Origin of the sequence: Lentzea sp. NPDC051838 (assembly GCF_040681245.1) — a bacterium.
Classification (GTDB): domain Bacteria; phylum Actinomycetota; class Actinomycetes; order Mycobacteriales; family Pseudonocardiaceae; genus Lentzea.
On the sequence record NZ_JBFAYI010000038.1, the window covers coordinates 1 to 24,990 of the forward strand.

Here is a 24,990-nt window from a genome sequence, read left to right on the forward strand (position 1 = left end):
GGTCAAGTCGACGAAAAGCGTGTCGACTTGACCCAACCCCTCTGGCGCGGCCAACGATCAGGCACGACTCGTGACGGGGCCCGCCGGAGCGCACGTTTCAAGCAGCTCGGCTTCGCCTTCGCCAAAGACTCCTCGGCTTCGCCTTTGGGTGCCTCGCCTTCGGCCTCGGGGCTATTTGCCTGCTCGTGCTGCAAGGGCCTCCGGGATTGGGTCGTAGCGGGAGAAGTGGCGGGTGAAGGTGCCTGTGCCTGAGGTCATTGCTCGGAGTTCTATTGCGTAGCGCAGTAGTTCGCTCGACGGGACTTCTGCTCGGATCACCGTGCGGCCGCCCTCGTCTGCTTCTGTGCCTAGTACGCGGCCTCGGCGGCCGGAGAGGTCGCCCAGGACTGTGCCCATGTGTTCGTCCGGGAGGCGGATGGCTACCTCGTCCAGAGGTTCGAGGAGGGTGGTTCGGCCTGCTGCTGCGGCTTCTTTGAGGGCCATGGCGCCTGCTGTTTGGAAGGCGGCGTCTGAGGAGTCGACTGAGTGGGCCTTGCCGTCCACGAGGGTTACGCGGACGTCTACTACCGGGGTGTGGTCGTGCAGGCCCTTTTCCAGTTGGGCGCGGACGCCCTTTTCGACTGAAGGGATGAACTGGTTGGGGATGGCGCCGCCGACGATCTTGTCCACGAACTCGAAGCCCGAGCCTCGGGGGAGGGGCTCTACGACGATGTCGCAGACTGCGTACTGGCCGTGGCCGCCGGACTGTTTTACGTGGCGGCCGTGGCCCTTTGCCGAGCCTACGAAGGTTTCGCGCAGGGGGACGCGGACCGGTTCGGTGTCGATCTCCGCTCCGCCTGCTCGGAGGCGCGCGAGGACTACGTCGGCGTGGGCTTCGCCCATGCACCAGAGGACCATTTGGTGGGTTTCCGCGTTGCGGTCCAGGCGGAGGGTGGGGTCGCTGGCGACCAGGCGGTTGAGGTTGCGGGCCAGGTTGTCCTCGTCGCTTCGGGTTCGGGGGACTACGGCTACTGGGAGCAGGGGTTCTGGCATGTCCCAGGGAGCCATGAGGAGAGGTTGTTCCGGGGCGGAGACGGTGTCGCCGGTTTCTGCGGTGGTCAGTTTTGTCAGGGCGCAGAGGTCTCCGGCTACGCAGTACGGGACCTCGCGGAGGGAGGCGCCCAGCGGGGAGTAGACGTGGGCCACTCGTTCGTCCGCGTCGTGGTCCTCGTGGCCTCGGTCGGCCATGCCGTGGCCTGAGACGTGGACCGGGCGTTCTGGGCGGAGGGTGCCGGAGAAGACTCGGACCAGGGAGACGCGGCCCACGTAGGAGTCGACTGCTGTTCGGACGACTTCGGCCACCAAGGGGCCGTCTGGGTCCACTGCCATGCGGGGCTGGGGGATGCCTTCTACGGACGTCACGGACGGGACTTCGTGTTCCAGCGGGGACGGGAAGGCTCGGGCTATGCCGTCCAGGAGTTCGGTCAGGCCCATGCCCGTTGCGGCGCAGACCGGCATCACCGGGTGGAAGGAGCCGCGTGCGACCGCGGTTTCCAGGTCGGCGATGAGGGTGTCCTGGTCGATGTCCTCGCCCGCCAGGTAGCGGTCCATGAGGGTTTCGTCTTCGCTCTCGGCGATGATGCCTTCGATGAGGGCCGCGCGTTCGTCCGGGTAGTTGTCGCCCTGGGTGAGGAGGCCGACCAGAGAGTCGCCTTCCTGCATGTAGAGGGGGACCACGCCCGCGCCGAACGCTGCCTGGCACTCGATGACCTCGTTGCCGAAGTTCGCGCGGTGGTGGTCGGTGCGGGTGATGACCACGGCGCGTGGCATGCCTACTAGAGCGCACTCTTCCCACAGGGCGATGGTGGCGGCGTCTACGCCTTCGAAGGCGTTCACAACAAAAAGGGCCGCGTCTGCGGCCCGTAGTCCTGCCCTCAGTTCGCCCACGAAGTCGACGTAGCCGGGGGTGTCGATGAAGTTGATTTTGATGTCGCCGTGCTGGACCGGGGCTACTGAGAGGCCTACCGATCGTTGTTGTCGTACCGCGGCCGGGTCGTGGTCGCAGACGGTCGTTCCCTCGGTTACCGATCCTGCTCGGGACAGGACGCCGGTGGCGGCTAGCAAGGCTTCGGTGAGCGTCGTCTTGCCCGCGCCGGACGGGCCCACGAGCACGACGTTGCGGACCTTGGCCGGGTCGTCCACAGCGACCGCGCCTGCCGGTGTCCCGTTGTCGGAGTGCTTCGTTCCCATGGCTACCTCCGTCAAGTCGTAGTGTTCGATCTCACACCCGTTCACCTCCCGGTACAAGTGGGAGACCCCGACTGGACGCCTGCTCGGTTGTGAGTCCGTTTCGTTTCTTGCGGAGTGACAGGGCTCACGACCTGCGGTTGATCGCGAAGTGGCCTTCTGGTTCCGGGCTTCAGTGGCTTGGGTGAGGTGGCCACGTGAGACGTAGGATGGGTTAACCGAAGACTTCCTCTCGTGAAAGGTTGGCCCGTGAGCACTGATCAGGTCACTGGCACCGCCCGCGTCAAGCGCGGCATGGCCGAGATGCTCAAGGGTGGCGTGATCATGGACGTGGTCGACGCCACTCAGGCGAAGATCGCGGAGGACGCCGGCGCCGTCGCCGTCATGGCGCTCGAGCGCGTGCCCGCCGACATCCGTGCGCAGGGCGGCGTCGCCCGCATGAGCGACCCCGACCTGATCGACGGGATCATCAACGCCGTCTCGATCCCCGTGATGGCGAAGGCCCGCATCGGTCACTTCGTCGAGGCCCAGGTCCTCGCGTCGCTGGGCGTCGACTACATCGACGAGTCCGAGGTGCTGACCCCGGCCGACTACGCGAACCACATCGACAAGTGGGCCTTCACGGTTCCCTTCGTCTGCGGCGCGACGAACCTCGGCGAGGCCCTGCGCCGCATCACCGAGGGCGCGGCCATGATCCGCTCCAAGGGCGAGGCCGGCACCGGTGACGTCTCCAACGCCACCACGCACATGCGCAAGATCCGCCAGGAGATCCGCCGCCTGCAGAACCTGCCGGAGGACGAGCTGTACGTGGCCGCCAAGGAGCTCCAGGCGCCGTACGAGCTCGTGAAGGAGGTCGCGCAGAACGGCAAGCTCCCCGTCGTGCTGTTCACCGCGGGCGGCATCGCGACCCCGGCCGACGCCGCGATGATGATGCAGCTCGGCGCCGAGGGCGTGTTCGTCGGTTCCGGCATCTTCAAGTCCGGCAACCCGGCCCAGCGCGCCGAGGCCATCGTGAAGGCCACGACCTTCCACGACGACCCGGACGTCATCGCCAAGGTGTCGCGCGGCCTCGGTGAGGCCATGGTCGGCATCAACGTCGAGGACGTGCCGGAGCCGCACCGCCTCGCCGAGCGCGGCTGGTAAGCCTTATCGCTGACGAAGGCGCATCGCATCGTGCGGTGCGCCTTCGCCGTTTCTAGCGCGAGAAGCAGTACGTGGTCTTCGTTTCCGGATACGCGAGCGCCAGCACCGGGTTCGGCCCGCACGCCGCCTTGTCGACGGTGTCCGCGAGCACCTTCACCCGCGCCGTGCCGACCTCGCCGCACTCCTTCTGCGGGATCGCCGCCTTCGCCATGCTGAACGCGAGGTCGTAGCAGGCGCCGTCGGCGAACACCGGGATCAGGCACACCGACACCGACCTGCCGGCCAGCGCGATCCTCTTGTACTGCACGTACCCGTCGGCCTCCGTGCCGCACTTCTCGTCCGGCGGCGGCTCGGTGACGACCTTGGTCACGGTGTAGTTGTGCTCGCCGCACGAGACCTTCTTGAAGTCCGGCTGGGCCATCAGACCGGTCATCGACACGCAGTCGCCCGGTGCCGCGATCGGCGCGGGCGGCGGCGTGGTCGTGCGGGTGGTCGTCGTGGTGGCTTTGGTCGGCGTCGGCGCACTGGTGAACTTCATCGAGTCCTTCGTGGACAGCCAGAAGATCAGGCCGCCCAACGCGAGCGCGAACACCGCCAGCACGGCGACGATCTTCACGCCCGCACCGGACTCGCCGTGCGGCGCGACCGGCAGGATCGGCTCCGGCACCTCGTACACGCCGATGGGCCGGCTGGACCCGGTGGCGGGTCGTTCGGGTGCGGGCTCCGGGAAAGCGGAGAACGGGTCGGACTGGGCCGGCTCGTACAGGTCCGCGGATCTCGGGCGCTCGGGTTCGTTCGGTGGTGTGGTCATCAGGTCCCCCCAGAGACTCGGAGGCAGAGCTTAGCGCCGGACGCGTTGCGCAGGCGGCGGAATTCTTTTGCTGCCATGATCAGGGCATGGCTGGGGGACTTCGGGTGTTTGTGCTGGTGGCGGTGCTGCTGGTGGCCGGCTGTGGGCGCAGTGACGCCGAGATCGCCGCGCTGCGGTCCGCGGTCGAGGCCGAGATGGCCACGGCACCGTTGCCGGTGGGGGCTCAGTTGCTCCGCGGGCGCTTCGACAAGGGGTGCCACGACTTCTTCGAGTGCGCGGACGGGCCGGACCGGGCTGCCGTGTACTCGGCCGACCTCTACCTGGGCAGGCATCTGTCCGGACCGGCGAGCGAGTGCGCTTCCTTCGTGGGCGTGTTGCGGGGCAAAGGTTTTCGGCTGGTCGGAGGGTGGGGCGGGACGACGTTCGAGGTGAACGAGGCCGCGTGCGCCGCAGGGCATCCTGGCTCGGGAACCGTGGTGCGGGCGGACGGGAAGTCGTTCAGCGACAAGGCTTCCCTGAAGTTCTCGCTGCTCGACGGCGACGTGGTGGCGCCGCGGTACGAGCTCACCTACTCACCGCGCGAGGCGGTGGTGCTGAGCGAGGTGCGGCTGACGCGGTCGATGGTCGCGCACATCCGGGGCGCGCTCGATCGCGAGTTCGTGCTCGAAGCGGTGCCCGAGGTCGACGGGATCGGCGCCGAGAGCACGGGGATCGGCCAGTGGCGGGTGCCCGCGACCGCGACGTCGTTGCGCTTCGAGGTCACGTGCGACCCGCGTGACGAGGTCTGGCTGGACGCGCACGATCCCGACATCACCGGCAAGCCGTACGGGTGGGGACGGCAGGTCGTGCGGTGCACCGGCGCCGTTGCCATCGTCGACATGCCGGTGGAGCTCAAGGGGGACAAGGCTCACGTGTCGATGAGCGTGTACGGAAGCCCTGCTTCGGCGCAACGGCAGCCGTCCAGGAACGGCGACTACGTGGTCAGGTTCGTCTCGGCGAGCTGACCCGGGTCAGAACGCCTGCGTGAAGCAGTAGGTCGTCCTGGTCTCCGGGTACGCGAGCGCCAGCGCCGGCGACGGCCCGCACACCGCCTTGTCCACCGTGTTCGCGAAGATCTTCGCCCGCACCGAGGGGTATCCGCCGCACTCCATCTTCTTGAGCTCGGCGTCGAGCGAGGTGAACATGAGGTCGTAGCACTGCCCCTCCACGAAAACGGGGATCAGGCACAGGTTCACGCTCTTGCTGCCCACGTGGCCCATGTACTTCGTGTACGTGTCGGGCTCGTCGCCGCACTTCTCGCTCTGGGACGCCAGCACCTTGCTCACGGTGTAGTTGTGCAGGCCGCCCTCGCAGGACACCTTGTCGTACTTGATGTTGAACGACGCTCCGGTCACCTTCGCGCAGTCGCCGACCACCGCGAACGGCTTGGGCGGCGTGGTGGTTGTGGGCGTGGTGGTCGTGGTGTCCACTGCCACCAGCGAGTCGCCGGCCGTCGGCGTCACGAACAAACGGGCGCACATCGCCAAGAGCACCAGCACGCCGAGCGTGGTCGCGATTCTCAGGCCGACGCGGGCCGATCTGGGCGGCGGCGGGGGCGGATAGGGGTTCGAGGGGTAGACGGGCGGCGGGACGGCTGGATGCCCTGGCGCTGGGCCGGTGGGCGCCCAGATGTTGACCGGCTCGTCCGGCGGCGTGGGCTGGATGGGCGGAGTCATGGGATCCCCCGTTCGGCTGGACGTGGATGTGATCGTCTGGCCGAAAACGAGCAGTCCCCCCAGACTTCCGCCCATCCTAAAACCCTGAAGCGCCGCGAAGAACCGCTCAACGGCTCATGTGCGCACCGTCTCAGTGAGGCCGGACAACGCGGTGGGCAGCGGTTCGTGGTGCAGCACGCCGAGTCGTTGTGTGGCACGGGTCAGCGCGACGTAGAGCTCGGCCGCGCCGCGGGGTCCGTCGGCCAGGATCTGTTCCGGCGCAACGACGAGCACCGCGTCGTACTCCAGGCCCTTGGTCTCGGACGCCGGAATCGTGCCGGGCACACCGGGCGGGCCGATCACGACGCTCGTACCCTCCTCCAACGCCTCCGCCGCGACGAACTCGGCGATCGCGGCGGGCAGTTCGTCCGCCGACACCTGGCGGGACCACGGCGCGATTCCGTTGGCACGTACGGATTCCGGTGCCTGCACGTCCGGCGCGAACTCGGCGAGCACCTGGGCGGCGACCGCCATGATCTCGGCCGGCGTGCGGTAGTTGACCGTCAGCGAGCGGTAGGTCCAGCGGCCCGGCACGTACGGTTCGAGCATCTGGCCCCACGACGTCGCGCCCGCCGACGAACGGCGTTGCGCCAGGTCGCCCACCACCGTGAAGGAACGGCCCGGGCAGCGGCGCATCAGCACCCGCCAGTCCATTTCGGACAGTTCCTGTGCCTCGTCGACCACCACGTGCCGGTAGGTCCAGCCGCGGTCGGCCGAGGCGCGCTCGACCAGGGTGCGGGTGTCGTGCTCGTCGAAGCGGTCGGCCAGGTCCTCCGCGAACAGGAGGTCCGTCGCGAACAGGTGGTCCTCGTCGTCCATGTGGTCCTGGCGGCCGACGAGGCTGTCCAGCACCTCGGCGGCGTACCGTGCCTCGGCCTGCTTCTCGGCCAACACAGCCTGGTCACGAGCCTGTTCGCGACCGTCGCGGCCCAGCAGCTCGTGCAGCTCGTCGAGCAGCGGGATGTCCGACACCGTCCACGCCTCGCTGCTTTCACGCCCGAGCGACGCGTCGGCGCCCGCCGCCGCGAGACGTTCCGGAGACGAGTAGAGCGAGCCCAGGAGCTCCTCAGGGGTCAGCAACGGCCACATCTCGTCCACCGCGGCGGCGAACCGCTCGTCGTCCGCGAGCTCCTTCAGGAGCCCTGAGCGCATGTCCTCCCAGCCCTGCTTGTCGGACCGCGACAGCCAGCCCTTCCCGATCCGGCCGAGCGCGCGCTCGGTCAGCACGTACGTGACGATCTCGGTGAAGACCTTGCGAGCCTCGTTGTGCGGCAGACCGCTGTCCCGCGCCTCCTGCCGCGCCCACTCGGCCGTCTCGGCGTTGATCTCGACGACGACGTCCTTCATGGTGATCGGGATCGGTGACCCGGGCAGCCGCTGCCGGTCGGCCACCGCCGCCTTCAGCACCTCCACCATCTTCAGCGAGCCCTTGAGCCGCGCGACGTCCGGCGTGTCCTCCGACGACGTCCGCAGCCCCGGCAGAAGCCCGCCGGCGGTCGAGAACACCACGTCGGACTCGCCCAGCGACGGCAGCACGCGACCGATGTGGTTGAGGAACGCCGGGTTCGGGCCCACGACGAGGACGCCGTGCCGTTCCATGCGCTCTCGTTGCGTGTACATCAGATAGGCGACGCGGTGCAGCGCCACGACGGTCTTGCCGGTGCCGGGACCACCCTCGATCACCAGCACACCGGGGTGGTCGAGCCGGATGATCGCGTCCTGCTCGGCCTGGATCGTCGCCACGATGTCGCGCATGCCCTCGCCGCGCGGCGCGTTCAACGCCGCGAGCAGCGCCACGTCGCCCTGTTCCTCACCGAGCTTGCCGAAGACCTCGTCGGTGAAGCCGAGCACCGAACGGCGCCGGGTGTGGAACTGACGCCGCCGCGCCATGCCCTCGGGCTGCGCTCCGGTGGCCGTGTAGAACGGGCGCGCCGCCGGTGCGCGCCAGTCGAGCAGCACCGGCTCGAAGTCGTCGAACTCGTCGAACAGGCCGATCCTGCCGATGTAGGACGGGTCACCGCCGACGCCGTCCAGCCGGCCGAAGCACAGCCCGTAGTCGGCGACGTTGAGCCGCTTCATCTCGCGGTGCCGGGCCCGCACCTCGTTGTCCCTGTCCATCGCGGTCTCGCCGGTGCCACCCAGCGCGGACTGGTACGCGGCCTTCACCCGCGCGCGTTCAGCGTCGAGCCGTGCGTAGAGACCGGCCACGTAGTCGCGTTCGGACTGCAGTTCTTCTTCGTACCCCACGTGCTCCCCACAGCGCCCTTGTTCTGCCTGAGGCGATGAGTGTGAACGACGCACGGGGCCTTGTGGCAAGGCCCCCTCTCTGCTATACGGTTAAGTGGGAAGAAACGGGCGAGCCTTCTTCGCGTACGCGACCCGGCAGGGGCGCCGCGGCCAGTTGCTCCGATGCCCCTTCACCGTCACCGGATCAGGGTCCAGCAGCCGCATCTCCATGCGCTCGACGAGCCGCCGGAGCACGACCTTCATCTCCAGCTGCGCGAAGTGTTCGCCCAGGCAGCGGTGGATGCCGCCGCCGAACGCCTGCAGCGCGGACGCCGGTTCGGTGAGGAACCTGTCCGGCCGGTAGGAGTCCGGATCGGTGAACACGGCCGGGTCCCGGTGCGACACACCGGGATGCAGCATCACGGAAGCGCCGCGCGGTATGACGCAAGTCTCATGTGGAATGTCCACAGTGGCCACGCGGGTGAGGAACGGTGTCACCGGGTGCAGCCGCTCGGTCTCCTGCAGTGCCCGGCCGAGGAACGCGTCGTCGTGCACCCGGCGCAGCTCCTCGGGGTGTCGCAGCAGGTCGGTCAACGCCCAGCACAGGTGCCCTGTCGTGGTCTCGTGCCCGACCCACACCAGCATGACGACGAGGTCGACGAGCAGATCGTCCTGAAACGGCGCGCGTGCCATCAGCTCCAGGAAGTCCGGTTCCTCCGCCGGAATCGCGCGCCGCTCGGCCACCAGCGCCGACGTGATCCGCCGCAGCCGGTCGCGCGCCCGGTGGCTGCGCAGCAGGTGACGCGCGGGCACCCAGCCGGGCAGCAACGGGTCCATGCCGTCCGCGAACGCCCGGAACTCGGTCAGCAGCCTGCGGAACCGCGACGCCGCGTCGTCACCGAGGAACAGCGACGTCGCGATCTCGATCACCAGCGGCCCTAGCAGGTCGGTCAGCTCGACCGTGCCGGTCTCCGGCAGCGAGTCGATCAACGCCGTCGTCCTGCGGTCCATCTCCGCGACGTGCCGGGTGATCCGCCGCGGGCAGAACTGCGGCGCGAGCACGGCCCGTTGCCTCAGGTACTCCTCGTGCGGCGCGAGCCAGAAGGTGTTGTGCCCGAACATGTGTCGCAGGAACGGGTAGGCCTCGCGGATCGACAGCCGCAGCGCGTCCGACTCGGCGTGGAAGAACTTCGCGTTGTCCTGCCCCAGCAACACGACCCCCGGCCGGCCCGGCAGCCGCACCGAGAACACCCGGCCGTGCTCGGCGTGCCCGCGCCGCACCAGCTCACCGGGGTCGCGCAGGAACTCCCAGGTGTGGCCGACCAGCAAGCGCGCTCCGGAAACCGCGGGTGGCAGGGTCACCATCGGTGTATAGCGCCCTGATGATCGTCCGGCCAAGGAGTGAAACGGGAGCCGGTCGAGACGTGTGGAACTTGTGTAGAGCCCGTGTAGTCCGCCTGTCGAGGCTCAGCGCCAACCACTCGACAGGGGAGACCAGCCGTGAAAAGACTGCTCGTGGGACTCAGCGCATTGCTCTCGTTGGCCTTGGCCGCACCTGCTTCCGCCGCACCGCCGACGCCCGCTTTCGGCGCCGCTATCGACAAGTACGCGACCTACGTGGGCCAGACCACGTGCGACCCGGACGCCAAACCGGGCGTGGTCGGGTTCCGCGACCTGCTCAAGGCCGAGTACGGGCGCGCCGACCTCGGCATGGTCCGTGCCTGCGACTCGGGCGGGCAGAGCGAGCACAAGGAAGGCCGCGCGCTCGACTACCCGTTCAACGCCTTCAACTCCTCGCAGGCGGCGGAGGCGCAGGACGTCATCAACTGGTTGCTCGCCACCGACCAGTACGGCAACAAGCACGCGCTGGCCCGGCGCCTCGGCATCATGTACATGATCTGGAACCACAAGATCTGGAAGGCCTACGAGCCTTCCGCGGGCTGGCAGGCCTACAGCGGCGAGTCCCCGCACACCGACCACATCCACTTCAGCTTCAGCTGGGCGGGCGCGCGCAAGCAGACGACGTGGTGGACCGCCGCGCGCAGCCTGTCCGCGGAGAGCGTGAACGGCGACCGCTACGACGACCTGCTCGCCGTCGCTCCGGACAACACCCTCCGGCTCTACCCCGGCACCTCCACCGGCAGCTTCGGCGGGTCTTCCGAGGTGGGGCCGGGCTGGTCCTCGTTCAACCGAATCGGCGTCGGTGACACGAACGCCGACGGCTTCGCGGACATCATCGCCACCTCCGCCGACGGTTCCTTGCACTACTGGCACAACTCCGGCCGCGGCACGTTCACCAAGCTCGCCAACTCCGGCTCCGGCTGGCAGACGCTGGAGTGGTTCGCGGTGCTGGACGTCAACGGCGACAACCGCGCGGACATCGTCGGCCGGGACGGCGGGAAGCTCTACTGGTACCCCGGCGAGGGCTCGGGCAAGTTCTCCGCGCGCATCTTCATCGGCGAGGGCTGGGCCACGTTCCCGCGCTTCGCCGGTGGTGACGCCGACGGTGACGGCGACGGCGACCTGTGGGGCGTCAACACGGCCGGCGAGCTGTTCTTCTGGGAGGGCAACGGAAACGGCACCTTCTCCAGCGGCCGTGAGGTCGGTTCCGGCTGGTCCGGGTTCACGGGTCTCAACGTGCTCGACGTGAACGGTGACGCTCGGGCCGATGTCGTCGCGGTGCGGTCCAGTGACGCGACGTTGTGGCGCTGGAGCGGTGAAGGCGACGGGACCTTGGCGACGGCGGCGCAGGTCGGCTCGGGGTGGAGCGGTTTCCGTCCGGCTTCCTACTGATGTGTGGCGCGGGATGCGAGCTTCGCATCCCGCGCTTCGCTGTTACGGGTGCGCGATCTTCCAGGCCTTGTAGTAGGCGGACGAGACCGCCTTGTCGGCCTGGTCGAGCGCGGTGAAGCTGCTCGCCCAGTCGCCCGCGCGCAGTGCCGACTCACCGGTCGCGATGCGGGCCAGTGCGAAGTCGACGTCGGCCTTCACGGTGCTCACCAGTCCGGCGCATTGCCCGCCCCGCAGATTCGTGCGTGCGCTTTCCAGATCGGTGTAAATGAATTCATGGTGTTCGAACGGTCCCTGTTCTGCGCCGAATTCGACCGCGTAGGCGGCGAGGCTGAGCGGGTTGCTCGCCCTTCCGAGCTGGGTGGCGCACTCGCCGGCGGACGGTGCCGCGCTCGCGGGGGTGACGAGGGTGAATGCGCTGGTGGCGGCCGCGATGGTGGCGGCGGTCGCGATCGAGCGGATGAGCTTGTTCATGGCGAGAATTGAAGCCAGCAATTGTCTTTCCTGGCAAGTTCGCGGCCAAAAGTTACGCTGTTCATCCGAATTGCGTACCGGGATTTCGGCTCCGATGAACCGTTCGTTACTCGGTTGCGTAATGGGGCTTTGCGCCGACAGAATTCCGACATGAACATGCCGCTCCGCTGGGATCTCGTCACGCCCGACCAGCTGGGGTCGATGCTCGACGACGTCGACCCGCCCGAAGCGTGGTACCTCGACGACCTCGCCGAGTGCACGGGAAAGGTGCTGGCGCGCAGCGGAAACGGCGACCTGGTGTTCGTCGGCCGGTCGCTCGACTCGATGTTCGACCTGCTCGGCGGCGCGTTGCAGGGGACCGGCCGGGTGGTGTCGAGGTTGCCGGTGTCGTTCGACTGGTGGGACGGGGTCGACCCCTGGAACGTGCCCCGCGCCCGTGAGCTGGCCGCCGACATCGGCATCACGCCCGCGTCGCTGGCCCGGCGCGAGCGTCCGGTGACCTTCGTCGACGTGGTCTACCAGGGTTCCACGTTCACCACGCTCTTCAAGCTGCTCGACGACTGGATCGCCGAGGAACGCGAGACGTGGCCGGTGATCCGCCGCAAGCTGCGGTTCGTCGGTGTCACCTCGCGGACGAAGACCAGCCCGAACACGTGGCGCTGGCAGCAGCACGCCGAGTGGACCCGCCGGTTGCCCGCCTCGGCCGTGGTCAACGTGTCGCTGCACCGGCACGTCTGGTCGTACTTCGGCGACGTCCAGACCAAGCTGACGCTGTCCTACCAGCTGCACCGGTGGCGGGAGTACCTGCGCGAGGCCAAGCGCGACGAACGCACGCGGGAGGCCCTCGCCGAGGCCGTGCACCTGGTGTCGCTCGGGCGCACCAAGGAGGTTCGGCGGATGATCGCGCGGGGCATCGACGGCGAACCCGCGCTGTCCGAGCCGTGGCTGCGCACGCTGTTCCGCCAGCTCTCGGCCTGATCAGGCCGTGTGCTCCATGACCATCATCGCGGTCGTCCCCGGCTCCAGCGCCTTGCAGATGTGCGGCAGGTCGCCGGGATAGACCATGTAGTCGCCGGGCCCGAGCTCGACCGGGTCGTCGGCGAGCCCGGCCAGGCAGCGGCCGGACGCGACGATCATGTGCTCGATGCTGCCCGGCACGTGCGGCTCTGACTCGCGCGCGCCGCCGGGTTCCAGCGCCAGCCAGTAGATGTCGTGCTTGGTGCCCGGACGGCAGGCGGCGAGCAACGTGGCGGCGTAGTGCGCGCGCTCGGAGTGGATGACGGGGCCCTCACCGCGCCGGATCACCTGGACGCGCGGCACCGCGGGTTCGACCAGGCTGCTGAACGGGACGCCCAGCGCCACCCCCAGGGCCCACAGGGTTTCCACGCTCGGGTTGCCGCTGCCGGACTCCAGCTGGGAGAGCGTCGACTTGGCGATGCCGGCCTTGCGCGCGAGGTCCGACAGCGACATGCCGGTGCGCTCGCGCTCGCGGCGGAGGTTGGCCGCGATGAGGTCGAGTGGTGCGTTCGACACAGAAGTCCATCCGTTCGTCTTGACGAACACCCGTTCAAGTGTTCATCGTAATGGGTGATGCGTTCGATATGGCGAACCCTTGATGCTGTGCTCCTGCGTGACGTGGCCGCAGTCGCACTTGGTGCCGCGGTGACCGGTGCCAGCTTCGGCGCGATCTCGGTGGGCTCGGGCCTGCCGTGGTGGATGCCGGTGCTGATGTCGCTGGTGATCTTCGCGGGCGGCTCGCAGTTCATGGCTGTGGGCATTGTCGCCGCAGGTGGTAGCCCTGCGGCCGCGGTCGTGGCCGGCCTCGTGCTCAACGCCCGGCACCTGCCGTTCGGGCTCGCGATCGGCGACGTGCTGGGTCGCGGCCCGCTGGCTCGGATCGTCGGCAGCCATCTGCTGATCGACGAGTCGACGGCGTTCGCGATGTCGCAGAAGGACCCCGCTCGGGCGCGCGCGGCTTACTGGGCGTGCGGCGTGGCGTTGTTCTTCAGCTGGAACCTCGGGGTGCTGATCGGCGCGCTCGCCGGGCAGGCGATCGGGGATCCGGCGACGTTCGGGCTGGACGCGGCGTTCCCGGCGGCGATGCTGGCGCTCACGCTTCCGGCTTTGAAGGACGCCTCCACGCGCAACGCGGCGTTGACCGGTGCGGCGATCGCGCTGGCGACCACGCCGTTCCTGCCTGCCGGGGTGCCGGTGTTGCTGGCGCTGGGTGGGTTGCTCGTGTTCAAGACCAAGAAGGAGGCACCGTGCCCGTCACCGCAGTCCTGATCCTCGCCGCTGGGACGTTCGCGATTCGGTTCGCCGGGCCGTTGCTGCGGGATCGGGTGACGTTGCCGAAGAAGGTCAACGAGCTGATGACGGCGTCGGCGACCGTGTTGTTGTTGGCGCTGGTGGCGGTGTCGGCGTTGACGAGCGGGAAGCAGTTCGGGGGATGGGCGCTCGCGGCTGGGGTGCTGGTGGGTGGGCTCGCGGCTTGGCGGAAGCTGCCGTTCGTGGCGGTGATCGTGCTGGCTGCGGCTACTACGGCTGGGTTGAGGTTGCTCGGGGTGGCGTGAGCGGCTGGGGTGAGGCGGGGCTCGGGGTGGCGTGAGCGGCTGGGGTGAGGCGTGGCTGGGGGTGGCGCGAGTGGTTCTAGTGAGGCGGGGCTGGGGGTGGCGTGAGCGGCTGGGGTGAGGCGTGGCTGGGGGTGGCGCGAGTGGTTCTGGTGAGGCGTGGCTGGGTGGCGTGAGCGGCCGCAGCCAGGCGGCCCAGCCAGGCGGCCCAGCCAGGCGGCCCAGCCAGGCGGCCCAGCCAGGCGGCCCAGCCAGGCGGCCCAGCCAGGCGGCCCAGCCAGGCGCGGTCGGGTGGCATATCGCGTGCGATGCCCTCGCAATAGGCGGCCGATGGGCGGCAGGCCTCAGATGGACCCATGGGCGCGAAACCTGGACTGGTCGGGCGGGACCGGGAGACGACTCAGCTGACGAGGGCTCTGGCCGCGGCGGCGGGTGGTGACGGGCATCTTGTGGTGGCCACCGGTGGGCTGGGGTCCGGTAAGACGGCGCTGCTCACCGCGGCGCGCGAGTTGGCGGCGGAACGTGGGTTCACGGTGCTGGCGGCGCGGGGGAGCTATCTCGAGCGGGAGTTGCCGTTTGGTCTGGTCAGCCGGTTGTTCGTGTGTGTGCAGCCGGGGGATGAGGTGCAGCACCTGCCCCGCATCGCCGCCGCGCTCGGGCAGTCCGACCAGCTCGCCGAGCCGGGGCCGGTGACGTTGCCCGAGCTGCACGTCCTGCATCGGGCACTCGCGCGCATGGCCAACGAGCGGCCCGTGGCCATCGTTGTGGACGACGCGCAGTGGGCCGACCAGCCCTCGTTGCAGTGGCTGAGCACGCTTCCACACCGCATCGAGCACCTGCCGGTCTTCGCGCTCGCGGGCATCGGCGCGGGTGAGGTGTGCACGGGGCCGCAGACGCTCGAAGAGCTGCTGGCCGCGAGCACCGCGGAGATCCGGCTCGACGAGCTCCAACTCGACGGCGTGCGGGCCCTCCTGGAACAAGAGCTCGGGCAGCGGGTCGACGACGAGTTCGCGCGGCATTGCCACGCGCAGGCGGGCGGCAACCCGTTGCTGTTGCTCAACCTGCTGCGCGCGCACGGGGAGACGGCGCCCGCGTTGCTGCCCACGGTCAACGTCCGGCTGCGTCGCCTCGCGCCGCACGCTCCCGACGCGTTGCACGCGCTCGCTGTGCTCGGTGGCGAGGTCACGTTGCCGCGTGTGGCCGAGCTGATCGGCACCGAACCGTGCGAGCTCGCCGGCACGATCGCGTCACTGCACCGCATGGGACTGCTGTCAGCGGACGGCTCGTTGGTGCATCCGTTGGTGCGCAACACACTCCGCGAAGAGTTGACCATCACCGAACGTCAGGACCTGCACGCCGCCGCGGCCCGCCTGCTGACCGAGACCGGCGCGTCGGCGGAAGCGGTGGCGGAGCATCTGACCGAGACGCGGCCGCTGCAGGAGGAGTGGGCGACCGAGGTGCTGGTGTCGGCCGCCGGACGGGCCCGCGCGCGCAACCGGGTGACCGACGCCGTTCGCTACCTGCGTCGCGCGATGGACGAGCCGGGATCGCAGGTTCTGCTGGCGGAACTCGGCGAGGTCGAGTCCTATGTGGACGTACCGGCCGCTGTGGATCACCTGGGCGAGGCCGATCCCGCGCATCCCGCGTTGCCGGGGTTGCTGGCGTTGCTGGGAGAGGAGCCGGAGTTCGAGCCGGACGCCGTCGGCGACCCGGACGTCGTGCCCGTGACGCCGTCGGAGTTCGAGCCCTACGTGAAAGCGATCGCACTCCTAAGGACGCGTGGCGAACTCACGGCGGCATACGCCCGTGCGGACCGTGCGTTGACCATCGCGCGGAGGTGGCAGCACAGGCCGTGCACCGCGGCGGCGCTCACGGCACGTTCGGCGTGCCTCAGGGATCTCGGACGGCTGGCGGCGGCCGAGTCCGACGCACGCGAAGCGCTTGCCGCCCTCGAAAGCTGCGGGGCGGCGCGCGTGTCGACGCCGATCTTCGCCGCGCTGACGGAGCTTTCGTTGGCACTGCTGGAAATGGGCGACGTCGAGATGGCCGCGCAGGTGTTCGAGGTCATGCCCGGCGAGGTGCCGGACCTGTTCGGCGCGCCGGCTCTGCTGGCCGCGCGCGGCAGGGTGCGGATCGCGGCCGAGCGGCGCAAGGACGGCGTGCGCGACCTCCTGGACTGCGGTGAACGCCTACGAGCGCGCGGCACAGACACGACGTCGTGGCGGCTTCCTCTCGGAGGCGACCACCTCGCCGCCGAGGAACGCCTCGCGCGCGCAACGGGCGCACTGCTGCCGTTAGCGGCGGCTCTGCGCGAACAAGGCGTGCAGCGAGGCGTGGAAGGCGTTGCGCTGCTGGAAGAATCGGTTGCACTGCTGGCCCCCACGAACGCACTGCTGGAACGTGCCCGCAGCCACTTCGCGCTCGGCCGGGCGCTGCACCTCGCCGGACGCGTCAAGCCCGCCCGCGCCGAGCTGAGAACAGCCGTCGACCTCGCCGACGACTGCGGCGTCGAGGACCTCGCCGAGGAGATCCGGCAGGAGCTCGCGGCGGGTCCCGCCGGGCTGACCGAGTCCGAACGCCGGGTCGCCGCACTGGCCGCCGAGGGCAAGATGAACCGGGAAATCGCGGCCGCGCTCTTCGTGCAACTCCGCACTGTCGAGATTCACCTGACGAAGGTGTACCGGAAACTCGGAATTGACGGCCGCGACCAGCTCGCCCCCGCACTCAGGCTCGCGAGTTAGTGCTTGCGAACGTGCGAAAAGAGGAGGTTTGTATGAACCTCTGTCACCTCCCGGCGACTGGTGAATTTGTCCAGAACGAGCCGTTGCAGATGGCCGACGTCCGATACCGCGACATGAACCAGGAAATCTTCCGGTCCAGTCACATGTGAGAGTGCAAGAGTTTCGGGCAACGCGAGCACGTACGCCATGAACGGGTCGACGATCTCCTTGGTGTGGGGACGGATCTTCAACGCGAGCATCGCCTGCACCGGCCTGCCGAGCGCGCTCAGGTCGACCTCGGCGTGGTAGCCGGTGATCACCCCGCGCTCCCGCAACGCCCGGTGCCGCACGACCGCCGTGGACTGCGCGACGTTCACGCGTTCGGCCAGGTCCTTGTTCTGCAGCCGCGCGTCCTTCCGCAGCTCCCGCACGATGGCCTCGTCGATCGAATCCAGCACGGCGAATCTCCGTTCCGTTGAATCCAGTGCGGACCAGCACCCGTTCTGACGAGGAAGTCTCCACCATTTCGGCCATGACGCGCATCGAGACCATCGCAGTGCACGGCGGCCGCGACGACCTCGCCGAGCTGGGTGTGCACGCACCACCGATCGACCTGTCCACCACCTACCCCGTGCCTGACCAGGCACTCGGCGGGGAAGCACTGGGTGAGTGGGCCACCGGCGCCGCACAGGCCTCGTCGCCCGTGTACGCGCGGCTGCACAACCCGACAGTGGCGCGGTTCGAGCAGGCGCTGGCCCGCCTCGAGCACACCGACACCGCTGTCGCGTTCGGCAGTGGCATGGCCGCGGTCACCGCGGTGATCCAGGCAGCGTGCGTGATGGCCGGAAAGCCGCACGTCGTGGCCGTGCGACCGCTCTACGGCGGCACCGACCACCTGCTGTCGTCCGGTCTCCTGGGCGTCCGGACCACCTACGTCGAAGCGGGCCTGGTGTCCTCCGCGATCCGGCCGGACACCGGGCTCATCGTCGTCGAGACGCCCGCCAACCCCAACCTCGACCAGGTCGACATCGAGCACGTCGTGCGCCAGGCCGGCGGAGTTCCGGTCATGGTCGACAACACCTTCGCGACGCCGATCCTGCAGAACCCCGCGCTGCACGGCGCGAGCTACGTCCTGCACTCCGGCACCAAGTACCTGGGCGGGCACGGCGACGTGCTCGGCGGCGTCGTGGCGTGCGCGGAGTCGCTGGCAGGAGCGTTGCGGCAGGTCAGGATCATCACCGGCGCCGTGCTGCACCCGTTGGGCGGCTACCTGCTGCACCGCGGCCTGGCGACGCTGCCGTTGCGGATCGAGGCGGCGTCCCGAAGCGCCTCGATCCTGGCGCGAAGGCTCGCCGAGCACGACGCGGTGGAGTTCGTGCGCTACCCGTCCGCGTCGGTGCAGATGCGGGGGACCGGCGCGATGATCGCGTTCGGCGTGCACGGCGACCCGACGGCGGTGGTGCGGCGCCTGAAGCTCATCACGCCCGCGGTCTCGCTGGGTTCGGTCGACACGTTGATCGAGCACCCGTGGGCGCTCACCCATCGCCTGGTACCCGGAGAAGAACTGCGGGCATCGGGAGTTCCGGACAATTTGCTGCGCATTTCAGTTGGACTTGAGCATGTCGAGGACATTTGGGACGACCTAAACGCAGCTCTGTGTGACGTCGCTTACGTTAAGCCTTCCCCAGGTGATTACTTGGTGATGACCGCCACTCACTAGGGTCCGCTGCATCAGCGCATCGGGGCGCGGGAGGTTCCGATGCGAGCAATTTTCCGTTTTCGGAAGGAACCTCCTCGTGAGTTCTGTGGAAACTGATGCGGACGGCTACACCAAGTCGCTGAGCAAGCGTCAGGTGCAGATGATCGCCATCGGTGGCGCGATCGGCGTCGGCCTCTTCCTGGGTGCGGGCGGACGCCTCGCCACGGCGGGGCCGTCGCTGATCCTGTCGTACGCCGTGTGCGGTATCGCGGCGTTCTTCGTCATGCGCGCGCTGGGCGAGCTCGTCCTGCACCGCGCCGTGGCCGGCAGCTTCGTCGAGTACGCCCGCGAGTTCATCGGCCCGTGGGCGGGTTTCGCGTCCGGCTGGCTGTACTGGCTCAACTGGGCCATGACGGGCATCGCCGAGATCACCGCTGTCGCGATCTACATGCACAAGTGGTTCCCGGACCTGCCGCAGTGGGTCACCGCGCTGGTCGCGCTGGTGGTCCTGGTCGCCATCAACATGTTGTCCGTCAAGCTCTTCGGTGAGCTGGAGTTCTGGTTCTCGGTCATCAAGGTCACGGCCATCGTCGTGTTCCTCGTGACCGGCATCGGCCTCGTCATCGGCGCCGCGGACATCGGCGGCACGACGGCTTCGGTGACCAACACGCTCGGCCACGGCGGCCTGTTCCCGGCAGGCTTCGGCGTCGCCCTGATGACCCTGCAGGCAGTCATCTTCGCCTACTCGGCCATCGAGCTCGTGGGCATCGCGGCCGGTGAGACCAAGGACCCGCAGAAGATCATGCCGCGCGCCATCAACGGCGTGGTCTACCGCATCGCGATCTTCTACGTCGGTTCCGTGCTGCTGCTGACGATGCTGCTGCCGTGGGACCACTACACCGGCACCGAGTCGCCGTTCGTGACCGTGTTCTCGGCGCTGGGCATCCCGGCGGTCGGCGACATCATGAACGCCGTGGTGCTGACGGCCGCGCTGTCGTCGTGCAACTCGGGTCTGTACTCCACCGGCCGCATCCTGCGTTCGTTGGCGCAGAAGGGTGAGGCGCCCGCGATCACCGGCAAGATGAACTCCCGCCACGTGCCTTACGGCGGCATCCTGTTCACCGCCGGCGCATACGTGATCGGTGTGGTGCTCAACTACACCGTGCCGAAGGACGCGTTCGACATCGCGATCGCCATCGCATCCCTCGGCGTCGTGTCCACTTGGGCCACTCTGATCATCTGCCAGATGCGCTTGCGGCAGAAGGCTTTGCGCGGCGAGATCGAACGGCCGTCCTACCGGATGCCGGGCGCGCCCTACACGGGCTGGCTCACGCTCGCGTTCCTGGCATTGGTGGTCGGGCAGATGGCGTTCTCGTCCGGCCACGCCGAGCGGATCGCGTTCTGGTCGATCCCCGGCCTCGCCCTGGTGCTGTTCCTCGGCTGGCGTTACGTGAAGTCGCGCCAGCCCGTCGGACCGGAGCAGGAGCAGCTCGTCTCGGTCGACTGACCCGTCGACCGGTGATGATCACGAGCCGTCCCCTCACAAAGGGGGCGGCTCGTTCTTTTCCAGGGTCGGTGTCACCCGGTCGGGCGGCTCGGCACGCGGCCCGCGGCCAGCCGGAGCAGCCTGACTCCATGACAACGAGCCACCTGGAACACGTCGAGCACTCCCACGTCCACGGCGATGGCTGCGGACACGTCGGTGTGCCGCACAGCGACCACGTCGACTACGTCCACGACGGACACATCCACCGCGAGCACGACGGCCATTTCGACGAGTGCGAGCCGGACGGCCACGACGAGCACGGCGCCCACGACCACGCGCACGGTGACGGCTGCGGGCACGTGGCGGTCCCTCACGCGGACCACGTCGACTACGTGCACGACGGTCATCGGCACGCGGCCCACAACGGCCACTACGACGAGCACTGACCCTTTTCGGACCCCGGCTCACACGGCTGAGCCGGGGCCGGGCAGCACGTCGACGTCCTTGGCGTGCATGGGTTTCCCGCAGTTCGCACAGCAGAGTTCGGCAGTGGCGATCTCACCGCACGCGTGGTGCCGGTAGAGCACGGGTGGCCCTGCCTCGCCCGCCAGGTACTTGTCGCCCCACCCGACCATGACCATCAGCAGGTCGACGAGATCGGTCCCCTTCGGCGTCAGCACGTACTCGTAGCGCGGGCGGTTGTCGTACGGGCGGCGCTCCAGCACGCCGTGCTCGACGAGGTGGTTGAGGCGCTCGGTCAGCACCTTGCGGGAGATCCCGAGGTCGGCCTGGAGCTGCTCGAACCGGCTCATGCCGACCCACACGTCCCGCAGGATCAACGGCGACCACGGCTCCCCGATGACGTCCAGGGTGCGCGCGATCGAGCACGCCATCTTGCTGAAGTCCGTCCGCTGCATGCCCTGAGTCTAGCCCGTGGGGTTCCCTTAGGGAACTCAAGACTGCTAGGGTTCCCTCAAGGAACTCTGGGAGGCGATCATGGGCAAGGTCATCAGCGCGCACTCGGTGTCGGCCGACGGCTACATCACCGGGCGCGACCCGCGGGCCGGACACGGTCTCGGCGACGGCGGGATGCTCTTCGACTGGTACTTCGACGGCGACACCCCGTCGCAGGTGTTCGACGGCTTCAAACTGAGCGAGCCGAGTGCACGCGTGTTCGACTTCCTGGCCGCCCGAGTCGGTGCCGTTGTCGCAGGCCGGAACACCTACGAGGACTCCGACCACTTCGGCGGCGGCAGCCCGCACCCCGGCGCGAAGATGGTCCTGCTCAGCCACCGTCCGGCCCCGGAGATCACCGAACGCCAAACCCTCGTCACCACCGGCATCGAGGACGCGGTCGCGAAAGCCCTCGAACTCGCGGAAGGCAAGGACGTCGGGCTGATGGGCGGCGGAGTGCTCGCGTCGGCGCTGGAGGCGGGCCTCGTGGACGAGGTCGTGCTGCACCAGGTGCCGATCCTGCTCGGCGAAGGCCGTCCGTTCTTCCGGAAGCTGCCGAAGCACGTGAAGCTCGCGCTGGTCGAGGCCGTGCCCGCGCCCGGCGTCACCCACCTCCGGTACGAGGTGCGGCGATGAAGGACGACCTGCGCCGCGTCCTCGACGGCACCTCGATCGCCCACCTCGCCACGGTGCTGCCCGACGGCGCGCCGCACTCCGTTCCGGTCTGGATCGGCACGCACGGCGAGCACATCGCGATCATCACCGGCCCCGGCAGCCAGAAGGCCCGCAACCTGCGCCGCGACCCGCGCGTGGCGATCTCCCTCACCGAGGCGGACAACCCGTTCCAGCCGGTCGTCCTCCGCGGCCGGGTCGTCGAATGGCTGACCGGTGACGACGCCTGGGAGATCGTCGATCGGATCGCGACCAAGTACATCGGCGCGCCCTACTCGCGCGACGAGGAACGGGTGGTCGCGCTGATCGACCCGGGAGTCAAATAAGCTGGTGGGCATGGTTGTCGCTGCCCCACTCGTCATCGGAGTGCTCGCCCTGCAGGGCGACGTCCAGGAACACTTGATCTCCCTCGCCAAGTGCGATGTCACCGCGCGTCCCATCCGGCGCGCCGAGGAGCTCGACGAGCTCGACGGCATCGTGATTCCCGGCGGCGAGTCGACGACCATCAGCAAGCTGCTGGACAACTTCGAGCTGCTCGAGCCGCTCAAGGCCAAGATCGCTGCCGGTTTTCCGGCGTACGGGTCGTGCGCGGGCATGATCCTGCTGGCCAACAACGTGCTCGACGGCCGCGAAGACCAGCACCAGCTCGGTGGTTTGGACGTCACCGTGCGGCGGAATGCCTTCGGCAGGCAGATCGACTCGTTCGAGACCGATCTGGACCTCGCCGGCGAGACGGTGCACGCCGTGTTCATCCGTGCGCCGTGGGTGGAGGCGGTGAGCGGGGACGTGGAGGTTCTCGCTACGGTGCCCGTTACGGCTGAGGCGGGCGACGCCGCCGGTAGGATCGTCGCGGTCAGGCAGGGCAACGTGCTGGCCACGGCGTTTCATCCGGAGCTCACGGGGGATGAGCGCGTCCACCGCCTGTTCGTGGACATGGTTCGTGGTTTGACTGGTTCGGAGGAGAAATGAGCGGCCACTCCAAGTGGGCGACCACCAAGCACAAGAAGGCCGCCATTGACGCCAAGCGCGGCAAGCTCTTCGCGCGGCTGATCAAGAACATCGAGGTGGCGGCCCGCACCGGTGGTGGGGACCCGGATGGCAACCCGACGCTGTACGACGCGATCCAGAAGGCCCGCAAGAACTCGGTGCCGCTGGACAACATCGAACGCGCCCGCAAGCGCGGCGGCGGCGAGGAAGCCGGTGGCGCCGACTGGCAGACCATCATGTACGAGGGCTACGGCCCCAACGGCGTCGCGGTGCTCATCGAGTGCCTCACGGACAACCGCAACCGCGCCGCCACCGAGGTCCGCACGGCGATGACCCGCAACGGCGGTTCGATGGCCGACCCCGGCTCGGTGTCGTACATGTTCAGCCGCAAGGGTGTTGTGATCGTGCCGAAGGCGGGCACGAACGAGGACGACGTCATGATGGCGGTGCTCGAAGCCGGTGCCGAGGAGGTCAACGACCTGGGCGAGGCCTTCGAGGTCGTGTCCGAGGCCGGCGACCTGATCCCGGTGCGCAAGGCGCTGCAGGACGCGGGCATCGACTACGAGTCCGCCGAGTCGAGCTTCCTGCCGTCGGTGTCGGTGCAGCTCGAGGCCGAGGGCGCCAAGAAGATCTTCAAGCTGATCGACGCGCTGGAGGACTGCGACGACGTGCAGAACGTCTTCGCCAACTTCGACGTGTCCGACGAGGTCATGGCCGAGGTCGGCTGACCTTCGCTCGCAACGAACGCCGGTCCCGCGGGGCCGGCGTTTTCGTTCATAAGGGCTAGGGGATCTGCCCGGATGTTCCCGCCGAATCCCCGCCCTACGCTCGCCTCCAGTGAACCCGCGCCGCCACGGAGGCCCTGCGATGAAGGCGATCGTCCAGGACAGATACGGCTCCCACGACACTCTGAGACTGGTCGAGATCGACCAGCCGGCGCCCGCGGACGGCGAGGTGCTCGTGCGGGTGCGCGCGGCATCGGTCAACGCGGCCGACTGGCACGTCATGCGGGGCGATCCTCGTCTGGCGAGGCTCGCGATGCCGGTCGTCTTCGGGTGGTCCGCTCCCAAGAAGAGGATTCGGGGCCGCGACTTCGCGGGTGTCGTCGAGGCGGTGGGGCCGGGGGTCACCCGCTTCCGGCCCGGTGACGAGGTGTTCGGCGATCTCGGCTGGGCCGACGGCGCGTTCGCCGAGTACGTGTGCGCCCCGCAGGACCTGGTGGCGGGCAAGCCCGCCAGCCTCACGTTCGAGCAGGCGGCGGCGATTCCGACGGCGGGCAACACCGCCCTGACGGGTGTGCGCGACCTGGGACGGGCAACGCCTGGACAGCGGTTCCTGGTCAACGGCGCGTCCGGCGGTGTCGGCACGTTCGCCGTGCAGATCGCGAAGTCGTCCGGCGCGGAGGTGACCGCCGTGTGCAGCGCGCGCAACGCCGACCTGGCCCGGTCGATCGGCGCGGACCACGTGATCGACTACGCGAAGGACGACTTCACCGCCAACGGGCAGCGCTACGACGTCGTGTTCGACCTTGTGGCGAACCGCTCGCTGGCCCATCTCCGGCGGGCGCTGACACCCACCGGGACGCTCGTGCTGTCCGGTGGCGGCGTGTCCAACGGCGGCAGCCTCGTCGGGCCGATGGGACTCACGATCGCCGGTGGGCTGGTCTCCCGCTTCGTCCGCCACCGCGTGCTGCGGCTCGACGTGGCGCCGAGCACAGCGAACCTGGAGACGCTGGCCGGACTCGCCGAGTCCGGCGCTGTCGTCCCGGTCATCGACCGGACCTACCCGCTGCCCGAGGCGCCGGAGGCGATCCGGTACCTCGAACTGGACCACGCGCGGGCGAAGGTCGTCGTCACGGTCGACGCCGCATAACGCGTTCTCAGAGGTCGGGCCAAGCCAGCCGCAGGCGCGCGAACGCGGCGGCCAGCGCGGCGGGCGGGTCGGGTTCGGTGCCCGCCAGGTCGGGGATCTCCAGCACGTACCGCGCGACCTGCCGCAGCGCGAAACCGTCCTCGTGCTCCCGCGCCATGACCTCCACGAGCGCGGTCTCGCAGCTCGTCCACAACGACCTGGCGTAGCCGCGCAGCGCCGGAGTCGCGACCACCAGGTCGGCGAGGCGCGTGTCCTGCCGTTCCGGATCCGGGTCGAACGGGCCGCGCGTCGCCAGGAAGTCGTGCAGCGCCTGCAGGATCGACGCGCCCTCGGGACGTTCCCGGACGGCGGCGGTCAGCGACTGCTCGCGTTCCGTCCGGTCGCCCAGGACCAGCGCCTCCTTGCCGCCGGGGAAGTGCACGAACAACGTCGACACCGCCGTGTCGGCCTCGTTCGCGATCTCCGCGACCGTGACCTGGTCGAACCCGCGTTCCAGGAACAACCGCCGTGCCGCCTCCGCCAGGGCCTGTTTGGTGGCCGCCTTCTTGCGTTCGCGCCGACCTGTCGAAGTCATGCCGAAATCATAGTCACTCCGATTATGGTGTC

25 protein-coding genes are annotated in these 24,990 nt (G+C 68.9%); 15 read left to right on the forward strand and 10 right to left on the reverse strand.

The window, feature by feature from the left end; genetic code table 11:
- Positions 1 to 171: 171 nt before the first annotated feature.
- Positions 172 to 2,229 (reverse strand): elongation factor G-like protein EF-G2, encoded by a 2,058-nt coding sequence (locus AB0M24_RS42220; protein WP_363779915.1) that lies wholly within the window; start codon positions 2,227 to 2,229, stop codon positions 172 to 174.
- A gap of 246 nt (positions 2,230 to 2,475) precedes the next feature.
- Between AB0M24_RS42220 and pdxS the strand changes: the two genes are divergently transcribed.
- Complete coding sequence (gene pdxS, locus AB0M24_RS42225) at positions 2,476 to 3,369, forward strand: pyridoxal 5'-phosphate synthase lyase subunit PdxS (RefSeq protein ID WP_179953702.1); 894 nt, start codon at positions 2,476 to 2,478, stop codon at positions 3,367 to 3,369.
- Between the two features lie 52 nt (positions 3,370 to 3,421).
- Here pdxS and AB0M24_RS42230 read toward each other — a convergent pair whose 3' ends face one another.
- Positions 3,422 to 4,180, reverse strand: coding sequence for a hypothetical protein (locus AB0M24_RS42230; protein ID WP_363779783.1), 759 nt, complete (start codon positions 4,178 to 4,180; stop codon positions 3,422 to 3,424).
- A gap of 86 nt (positions 4,181 to 4,266) precedes the next feature.
- On the opposite strand from AB0M24_RS42230, the gene AB0M24_RS42235 reads away from it, so the two are divergent.
- Positions 4,267 to 5,184 carry a hypothetical protein gene (locus tag AB0M24_RS42235; protein WP_363779785.1) on the forward strand — a complete coding sequence of 306 codons (918 nt, stop codon included), beginning with the start codon at positions 4,267 to 4,269 and terminating at the stop codon, positions 5,182 to 5,184.
- 6 nt (positions 5,185 to 5,190) lie between these two features.
- On the opposite strand, the gene AB0M24_RS42240 is transcribed toward AB0M24_RS42235, so the two are convergent.
- The 3 genes from AB0M24_RS42240 to AB0M24_RS42250 all read right to left on the reverse strand — a co-directional run bounded on the left by AB0M24_RS42240 (position 5,191) and on the right by AB0M24_RS42250 (position 9,522).
- Complete coding sequence (locus tag AB0M24_RS42240; RefSeq protein ID WP_363779787.1) at positions 5,191 to 5,895, reverse strand: hypothetical protein; 705 nt, start codon at positions 5,893 to 5,895, stop codon at positions 5,191 to 5,193.
- A gap of 114 nt (positions 5,896 to 6,009) precedes the next feature.
- Positions 6,010 to 8,181, reverse strand: a complete 2,172-nt coding sequence (helR, locus tag AB0M24_RS42245) for an RNA polymerase recycling motor ATPase HelR (protein ID WP_363779789.1) — start codon at positions 8,179 to 8,181, stop codon at positions 6,010 to 6,012.
- Positions 8,182 to 8,271: 90 nt separating this feature from the next.
- A complete protein-coding gene (locus AB0M24_RS42250) occupies positions 8,272 to 9,522 on the reverse strand; it encodes a cytochrome P450 (protein WP_363779791.1) in 1,251 nt (416 codons plus the stop codon).
- Between the two features lie 138 nt (positions 9,523 to 9,660).
- Between AB0M24_RS42250 and AB0M24_RS42255 the strand changes: the two genes are divergently transcribed.
- A complete protein-coding gene (locus AB0M24_RS42255) occupies positions 9,661 to 10,953 on the forward strand; it encodes a VCBS repeat-containing protein (protein ID WP_363779793.1) in 1,293 nt (430 codons plus the stop codon).
- Between the two features lie 42 nt (positions 10,954 to 10,995).
- On the opposite strand, the gene AB0M24_RS42260 is transcribed toward AB0M24_RS42255, so the two are convergent.
- Positions 10,996 to 11,424 carry a hypothetical protein gene (locus tag AB0M24_RS42260; RefSeq protein WP_363779795.1) on the reverse strand — a complete coding sequence of 143 codons (429 nt, stop codon included), beginning with the start codon at positions 11,422 to 11,424 and terminating at the stop codon, positions 10,996 to 10,998.
- Between the two features lie 150 nt (positions 11,425 to 11,574).
- On the opposite strand from AB0M24_RS42260, the gene AB0M24_RS42265 reads away from it, so the two are divergent.
- On the forward strand, positions 11,575 to 12,402 hold the full coding sequence (locus AB0M24_RS42265; protein WP_363779797.1) for a hypothetical protein: 828 nt from the start codon (positions 11,575 to 11,577) through the stop codon (positions 12,400 to 12,402).
- Here the strand turns inward: AB0M24_RS42265 and AB0M24_RS42270 are convergent, their stop codons facing one another.
- On the reverse strand, positions 12,403 to 12,987 hold the full coding sequence (locus AB0M24_RS42270; RefSeq protein WP_363779799.1) for an XRE family transcriptional regulator: 585 nt from the start codon (positions 12,985 to 12,987) through the stop codon (positions 12,403 to 12,405). It lies immediately after the preceding gene.
- A 27-nt stretch (positions 12,988 to 13,014) separates the two neighbouring features.
- On the opposite strand from AB0M24_RS42270, the gene AB0M24_RS42275 reads away from it, so the two are divergent.
- The 3 genes from AB0M24_RS42275 (at position 13,015) to AB0M24_RS42285 (ending at position 16,735) form a co-directional block, all read left to right on the forward strand.
- The gene (locus AB0M24_RS42275) at positions 13,015 to 13,710 is read left to right on the forward strand and encodes an AzlC family ABC transporter permease (protein ID WP_363779801.1); all 696 of its coding nucleotides are present in this window, start codon (positions 13,015 to 13,017) and stop codon (positions 13,708 to 13,710) included.
- A complete protein-coding gene (locus AB0M24_RS42280; protein WP_363779803.1) occupies positions 13,689 to 13,997 on the forward strand; it encodes an AzlD domain-containing protein in 309 nt (102 codons plus the stop codon). The genes AB0M24_RS42275 and AB0M24_RS42280 overlap by 22 nt, the downstream gene beginning before the upstream one ends.
- A gap of 353 nt (positions 13,998 to 14,350) precedes the next feature.
- Positions 14,351 to 16,735: a BREX system ATP-binding domain-containing protein gene (locus AB0M24_RS42285; RefSeq protein WP_363779805.1), complete on the forward strand. Its 2,385-nt coding sequence runs from the start codon at positions 14,351 to 14,353 to the stop codon at positions 16,733 to 16,735.
- On the opposite strand, the gene AB0M24_RS42290 is transcribed toward AB0M24_RS42285, so the two are convergent.
- Positions 16,732 to 17,172: an Lrp/AsnC family transcriptional regulator gene (locus AB0M24_RS42290; RefSeq protein WP_363779807.1), complete on the reverse strand. Its 441-nt coding sequence runs from the start codon at positions 17,170 to 17,172 to the stop codon at positions 16,732 to 16,734. The genes AB0M24_RS42285 and AB0M24_RS42290 overlap by 4 nt on opposite strands.
- Before the next feature lie 74 nt (positions 17,173 to 17,246).
- Between AB0M24_RS42290 and AB0M24_RS42295 the strand changes: the two genes are divergently transcribed.
- From AB0M24_RS42295 to AB0M24_RS42305, 3 genes are all read left to right on the forward strand, one after another.
- The gene (locus AB0M24_RS42295; RefSeq protein WP_363779809.1) at positions 17,247 to 18,434 is read left to right on the forward strand and encodes a PLP-dependent transferase; all 1,188 of its coding nucleotides are present in this window, start codon (positions 17,247 to 17,249) and stop codon (positions 18,432 to 18,434) included.
- 139 nt (positions 18,435 to 18,573) lie between these two features.
- A complete protein-coding gene (locus AB0M24_RS42300) occupies positions 18,574 to 19,920 on the forward strand; it encodes an amino acid permease (RefSeq protein WP_363779917.1) in 1,347 nt (448 codons plus the stop codon).
- A gap of 128 nt (positions 19,921 to 20,048) precedes the next feature.
- The gene (locus AB0M24_RS42305) at positions 20,049 to 20,345 is read left to right on the forward strand and encodes a hypothetical protein (protein ID WP_363779811.1); all 297 of its coding nucleotides are present in this window, start codon (positions 20,049 to 20,051) and stop codon (positions 20,343 to 20,345) included.
- 18 nt (positions 20,346 to 20,363) lie between these two features.
- On the opposite strand, the gene AB0M24_RS42310 is transcribed toward AB0M24_RS42305, so the two are convergent.
- Complete coding sequence (locus AB0M24_RS42310; RefSeq protein WP_363779813.1) at positions 20,364 to 20,816, reverse strand: helix-turn-helix domain-containing protein; 453 nt, start codon at positions 20,814 to 20,816, stop codon at positions 20,364 to 20,366.
- A 79-nt stretch (positions 20,817 to 20,895) separates the two neighbouring features.
- Between AB0M24_RS42310 and AB0M24_RS42315 the strand changes: the two genes are divergently transcribed.
- From AB0M24_RS42315 to AB0M24_RS42335, 5 genes are all read left to right on the forward strand, one after another.
- Positions 20,896 to 21,489, forward strand: coding sequence for a dihydrofolate reductase family protein (locus AB0M24_RS42315; protein ID WP_363779815.1), 594 nt, complete (start codon positions 20,896 to 20,898; stop codon positions 21,487 to 21,489).
- Entirely contained in the window at positions 21,486 to 21,851 is a 366-nt protein-coding gene (locus tag AB0M24_RS42320; RefSeq protein ID WP_363779817.1) for a PPOX class F420-dependent oxidoreductase, read from the forward strand. Before AB0M24_RS42315 ends, AB0M24_RS42320 begins: the two co-directional genes overlap by 4 nt.
- 10 nt (positions 21,852 to 21,861) lie before the next feature.
- On the forward strand, positions 21,862 to 22,494 hold the full coding sequence (pdxT, locus tag AB0M24_RS42325; protein WP_363779819.1) for a pyridoxal 5'-phosphate synthase glutaminase subunit PdxT: 633 nt from the start codon (positions 21,862 to 21,864) through the stop codon (positions 22,492 to 22,494).
- A complete protein-coding gene (locus AB0M24_RS42330; protein ID WP_363779821.1) occupies positions 22,491 to 23,240 on the forward strand; it encodes a YebC/PmpR family DNA-binding transcriptional regulator in 750 nt (249 codons plus the stop codon). Before pdxT ends, AB0M24_RS42330 begins: the two co-directional genes overlap by 4 nt.
- Positions 23,241 to 23,379: 139 nt before the next feature.
- Positions 23,380 to 24,384: an NAD(P)-dependent alcohol dehydrogenase gene (locus tag AB0M24_RS42335; RefSeq protein WP_363779823.1), complete on the forward strand. Its 1,005-nt coding sequence runs from the start codon at positions 23,380 to 23,382 to the stop codon at positions 24,382 to 24,384.
- Between the two features lie 7 nt (positions 24,385 to 24,391).
- On the opposite strand, the gene AB0M24_RS42340 is transcribed toward AB0M24_RS42335, so the two are convergent.
- A complete protein-coding gene (locus AB0M24_RS42340) occupies positions 24,392 to 24,958 on the reverse strand; it encodes a helix-turn-helix domain-containing protein (protein WP_363779825.1) in 567 nt (188 codons plus the stop codon).
- Between the last annotated feature and the right edge of the window lie 32 nt (positions 24,959 to 24,990).

Excerpts from the sequence above, each read along its gene's own strand:
- AB0M24_RS42330 (WP_363779821.1), top strand. The coding sequence starts at position 22,491 with ATGAGCGGCCACTCCAAGTGGGCGACCACCAAGCACAAGAAGGCCGCC.
- AB0M24_RS42265 (WP_363779797.1), top strand. The coding sequence starts at position 11,575 with ATGAACATGCCGCTCCGCTGGGATCTCGTCACGCCCGACCAGCTGGGG.
- AB0M24_RS42315 (WP_363779815.1), top strand. The coding sequence starts at position 20,896 with ATGGGCAAGGTCATCAGCGCGCACTCGGTGTCGGCCGACGGCTACATC.
- AB0M24_RS42335 (WP_363779823.1), top strand. The coding sequence starts at position 23,380 with ATGAAGGCGATCGTCCAGGACAGATACGGCTCCCACGACACTCTGAGA.
- AB0M24_RS42340 (WP_363779825.1), bottom strand. The coding sequence starts at position 24,958 with ATGACTTCGACAGGTCGGCGCGAACGCAAGAAGGCGGCCACCAAACAG.
- AB0M24_RS42320 (WP_363779817.1), top strand. The coding sequence starts at position 21,486 with ATGAAGGACGACCTGCGCCGCGTCCTCGACGGCACCTCGATCGCCCAC.
- AB0M24_RS42235 (WP_363779785.1), top strand. The coding sequence starts at position 4,267 with ATGGCTGGGGGACTTCGGGTGTTTGTGCTGGTGGCGGTGCTGCTGGTG.
- AB0M24_RS42285 (WP_363779805.1), top strand. The coding sequence starts at position 14,351 with ATGGGCGCGAAACCTGGACTGGTCGGGCGGGACCGGGAGACGACTCAG.
- AB0M24_RS42220 (WP_363779915.1), bottom strand. The coding sequence starts at position 2,229 with ATGGGAACGAAGCACTCCGACAACGGGACACCGGCAGGCGCGGTCGCT.
- AB0M24_RS42305 (WP_363779811.1), top strand. The coding sequence starts at position 20,049 with ATGACAACGAGCCACCTGGAACACGTCGAGCACTCCCACGTCCACGGC.
- pdxT (WP_363779819.1), top strand. The coding sequence starts at position 21,862 with ATGGTTGTCGCTGCCCCACTCGTCATCGGAGTGCTCGCCCTGCAGGGC.
- AB0M24_RS42230 (WP_363779783.1), bottom strand. The coding sequence starts at position 4,180 with ATGACCACACCACCGAACGAACCCGAGCGCCCGAGATCCGCGGACCTG.
- AB0M24_RS42275 (WP_363779801.1), top strand. The coding sequence starts at position 13,015 with ATGCGTTCGATATGGCGAACCCTTGATGCTGTGCTCCTGCGTGACGTG.
- AB0M24_RS42295 (WP_363779809.1), top strand. The coding sequence starts at position 17,247 with ATGACGCGCATCGAGACCATCGCAGTGCACGGCGGCCGCGACGACCTC.
- AB0M24_RS42310 (WP_363779813.1), bottom strand. The coding sequence starts at position 20,816 with ATGCAGCGGACGGACTTCAGCAAGATGGCGTGCTCGATCGCGCGCACC.
- AB0M24_RS42260 (WP_363779795.1), bottom strand. The coding sequence starts at position 11,424 with ATGAACAAGCTCATCCGCTCGATCGCGACCGCCGCCACCATCGCGGCC.
- AB0M24_RS42300 (WP_363779917.1), top strand. The coding sequence starts at position 18,574 with ATGATCGCCATCGGTGGCGCGATCGGCGTCGGCCTCTTCCTGGGTGCG.
- AB0M24_RS42240 (WP_363779787.1), bottom strand. The coding sequence starts at position 5,895 with ATGACTCCGCCCATCCAGCCCACGCCGCCGGACGAGCCGGTCAACATC.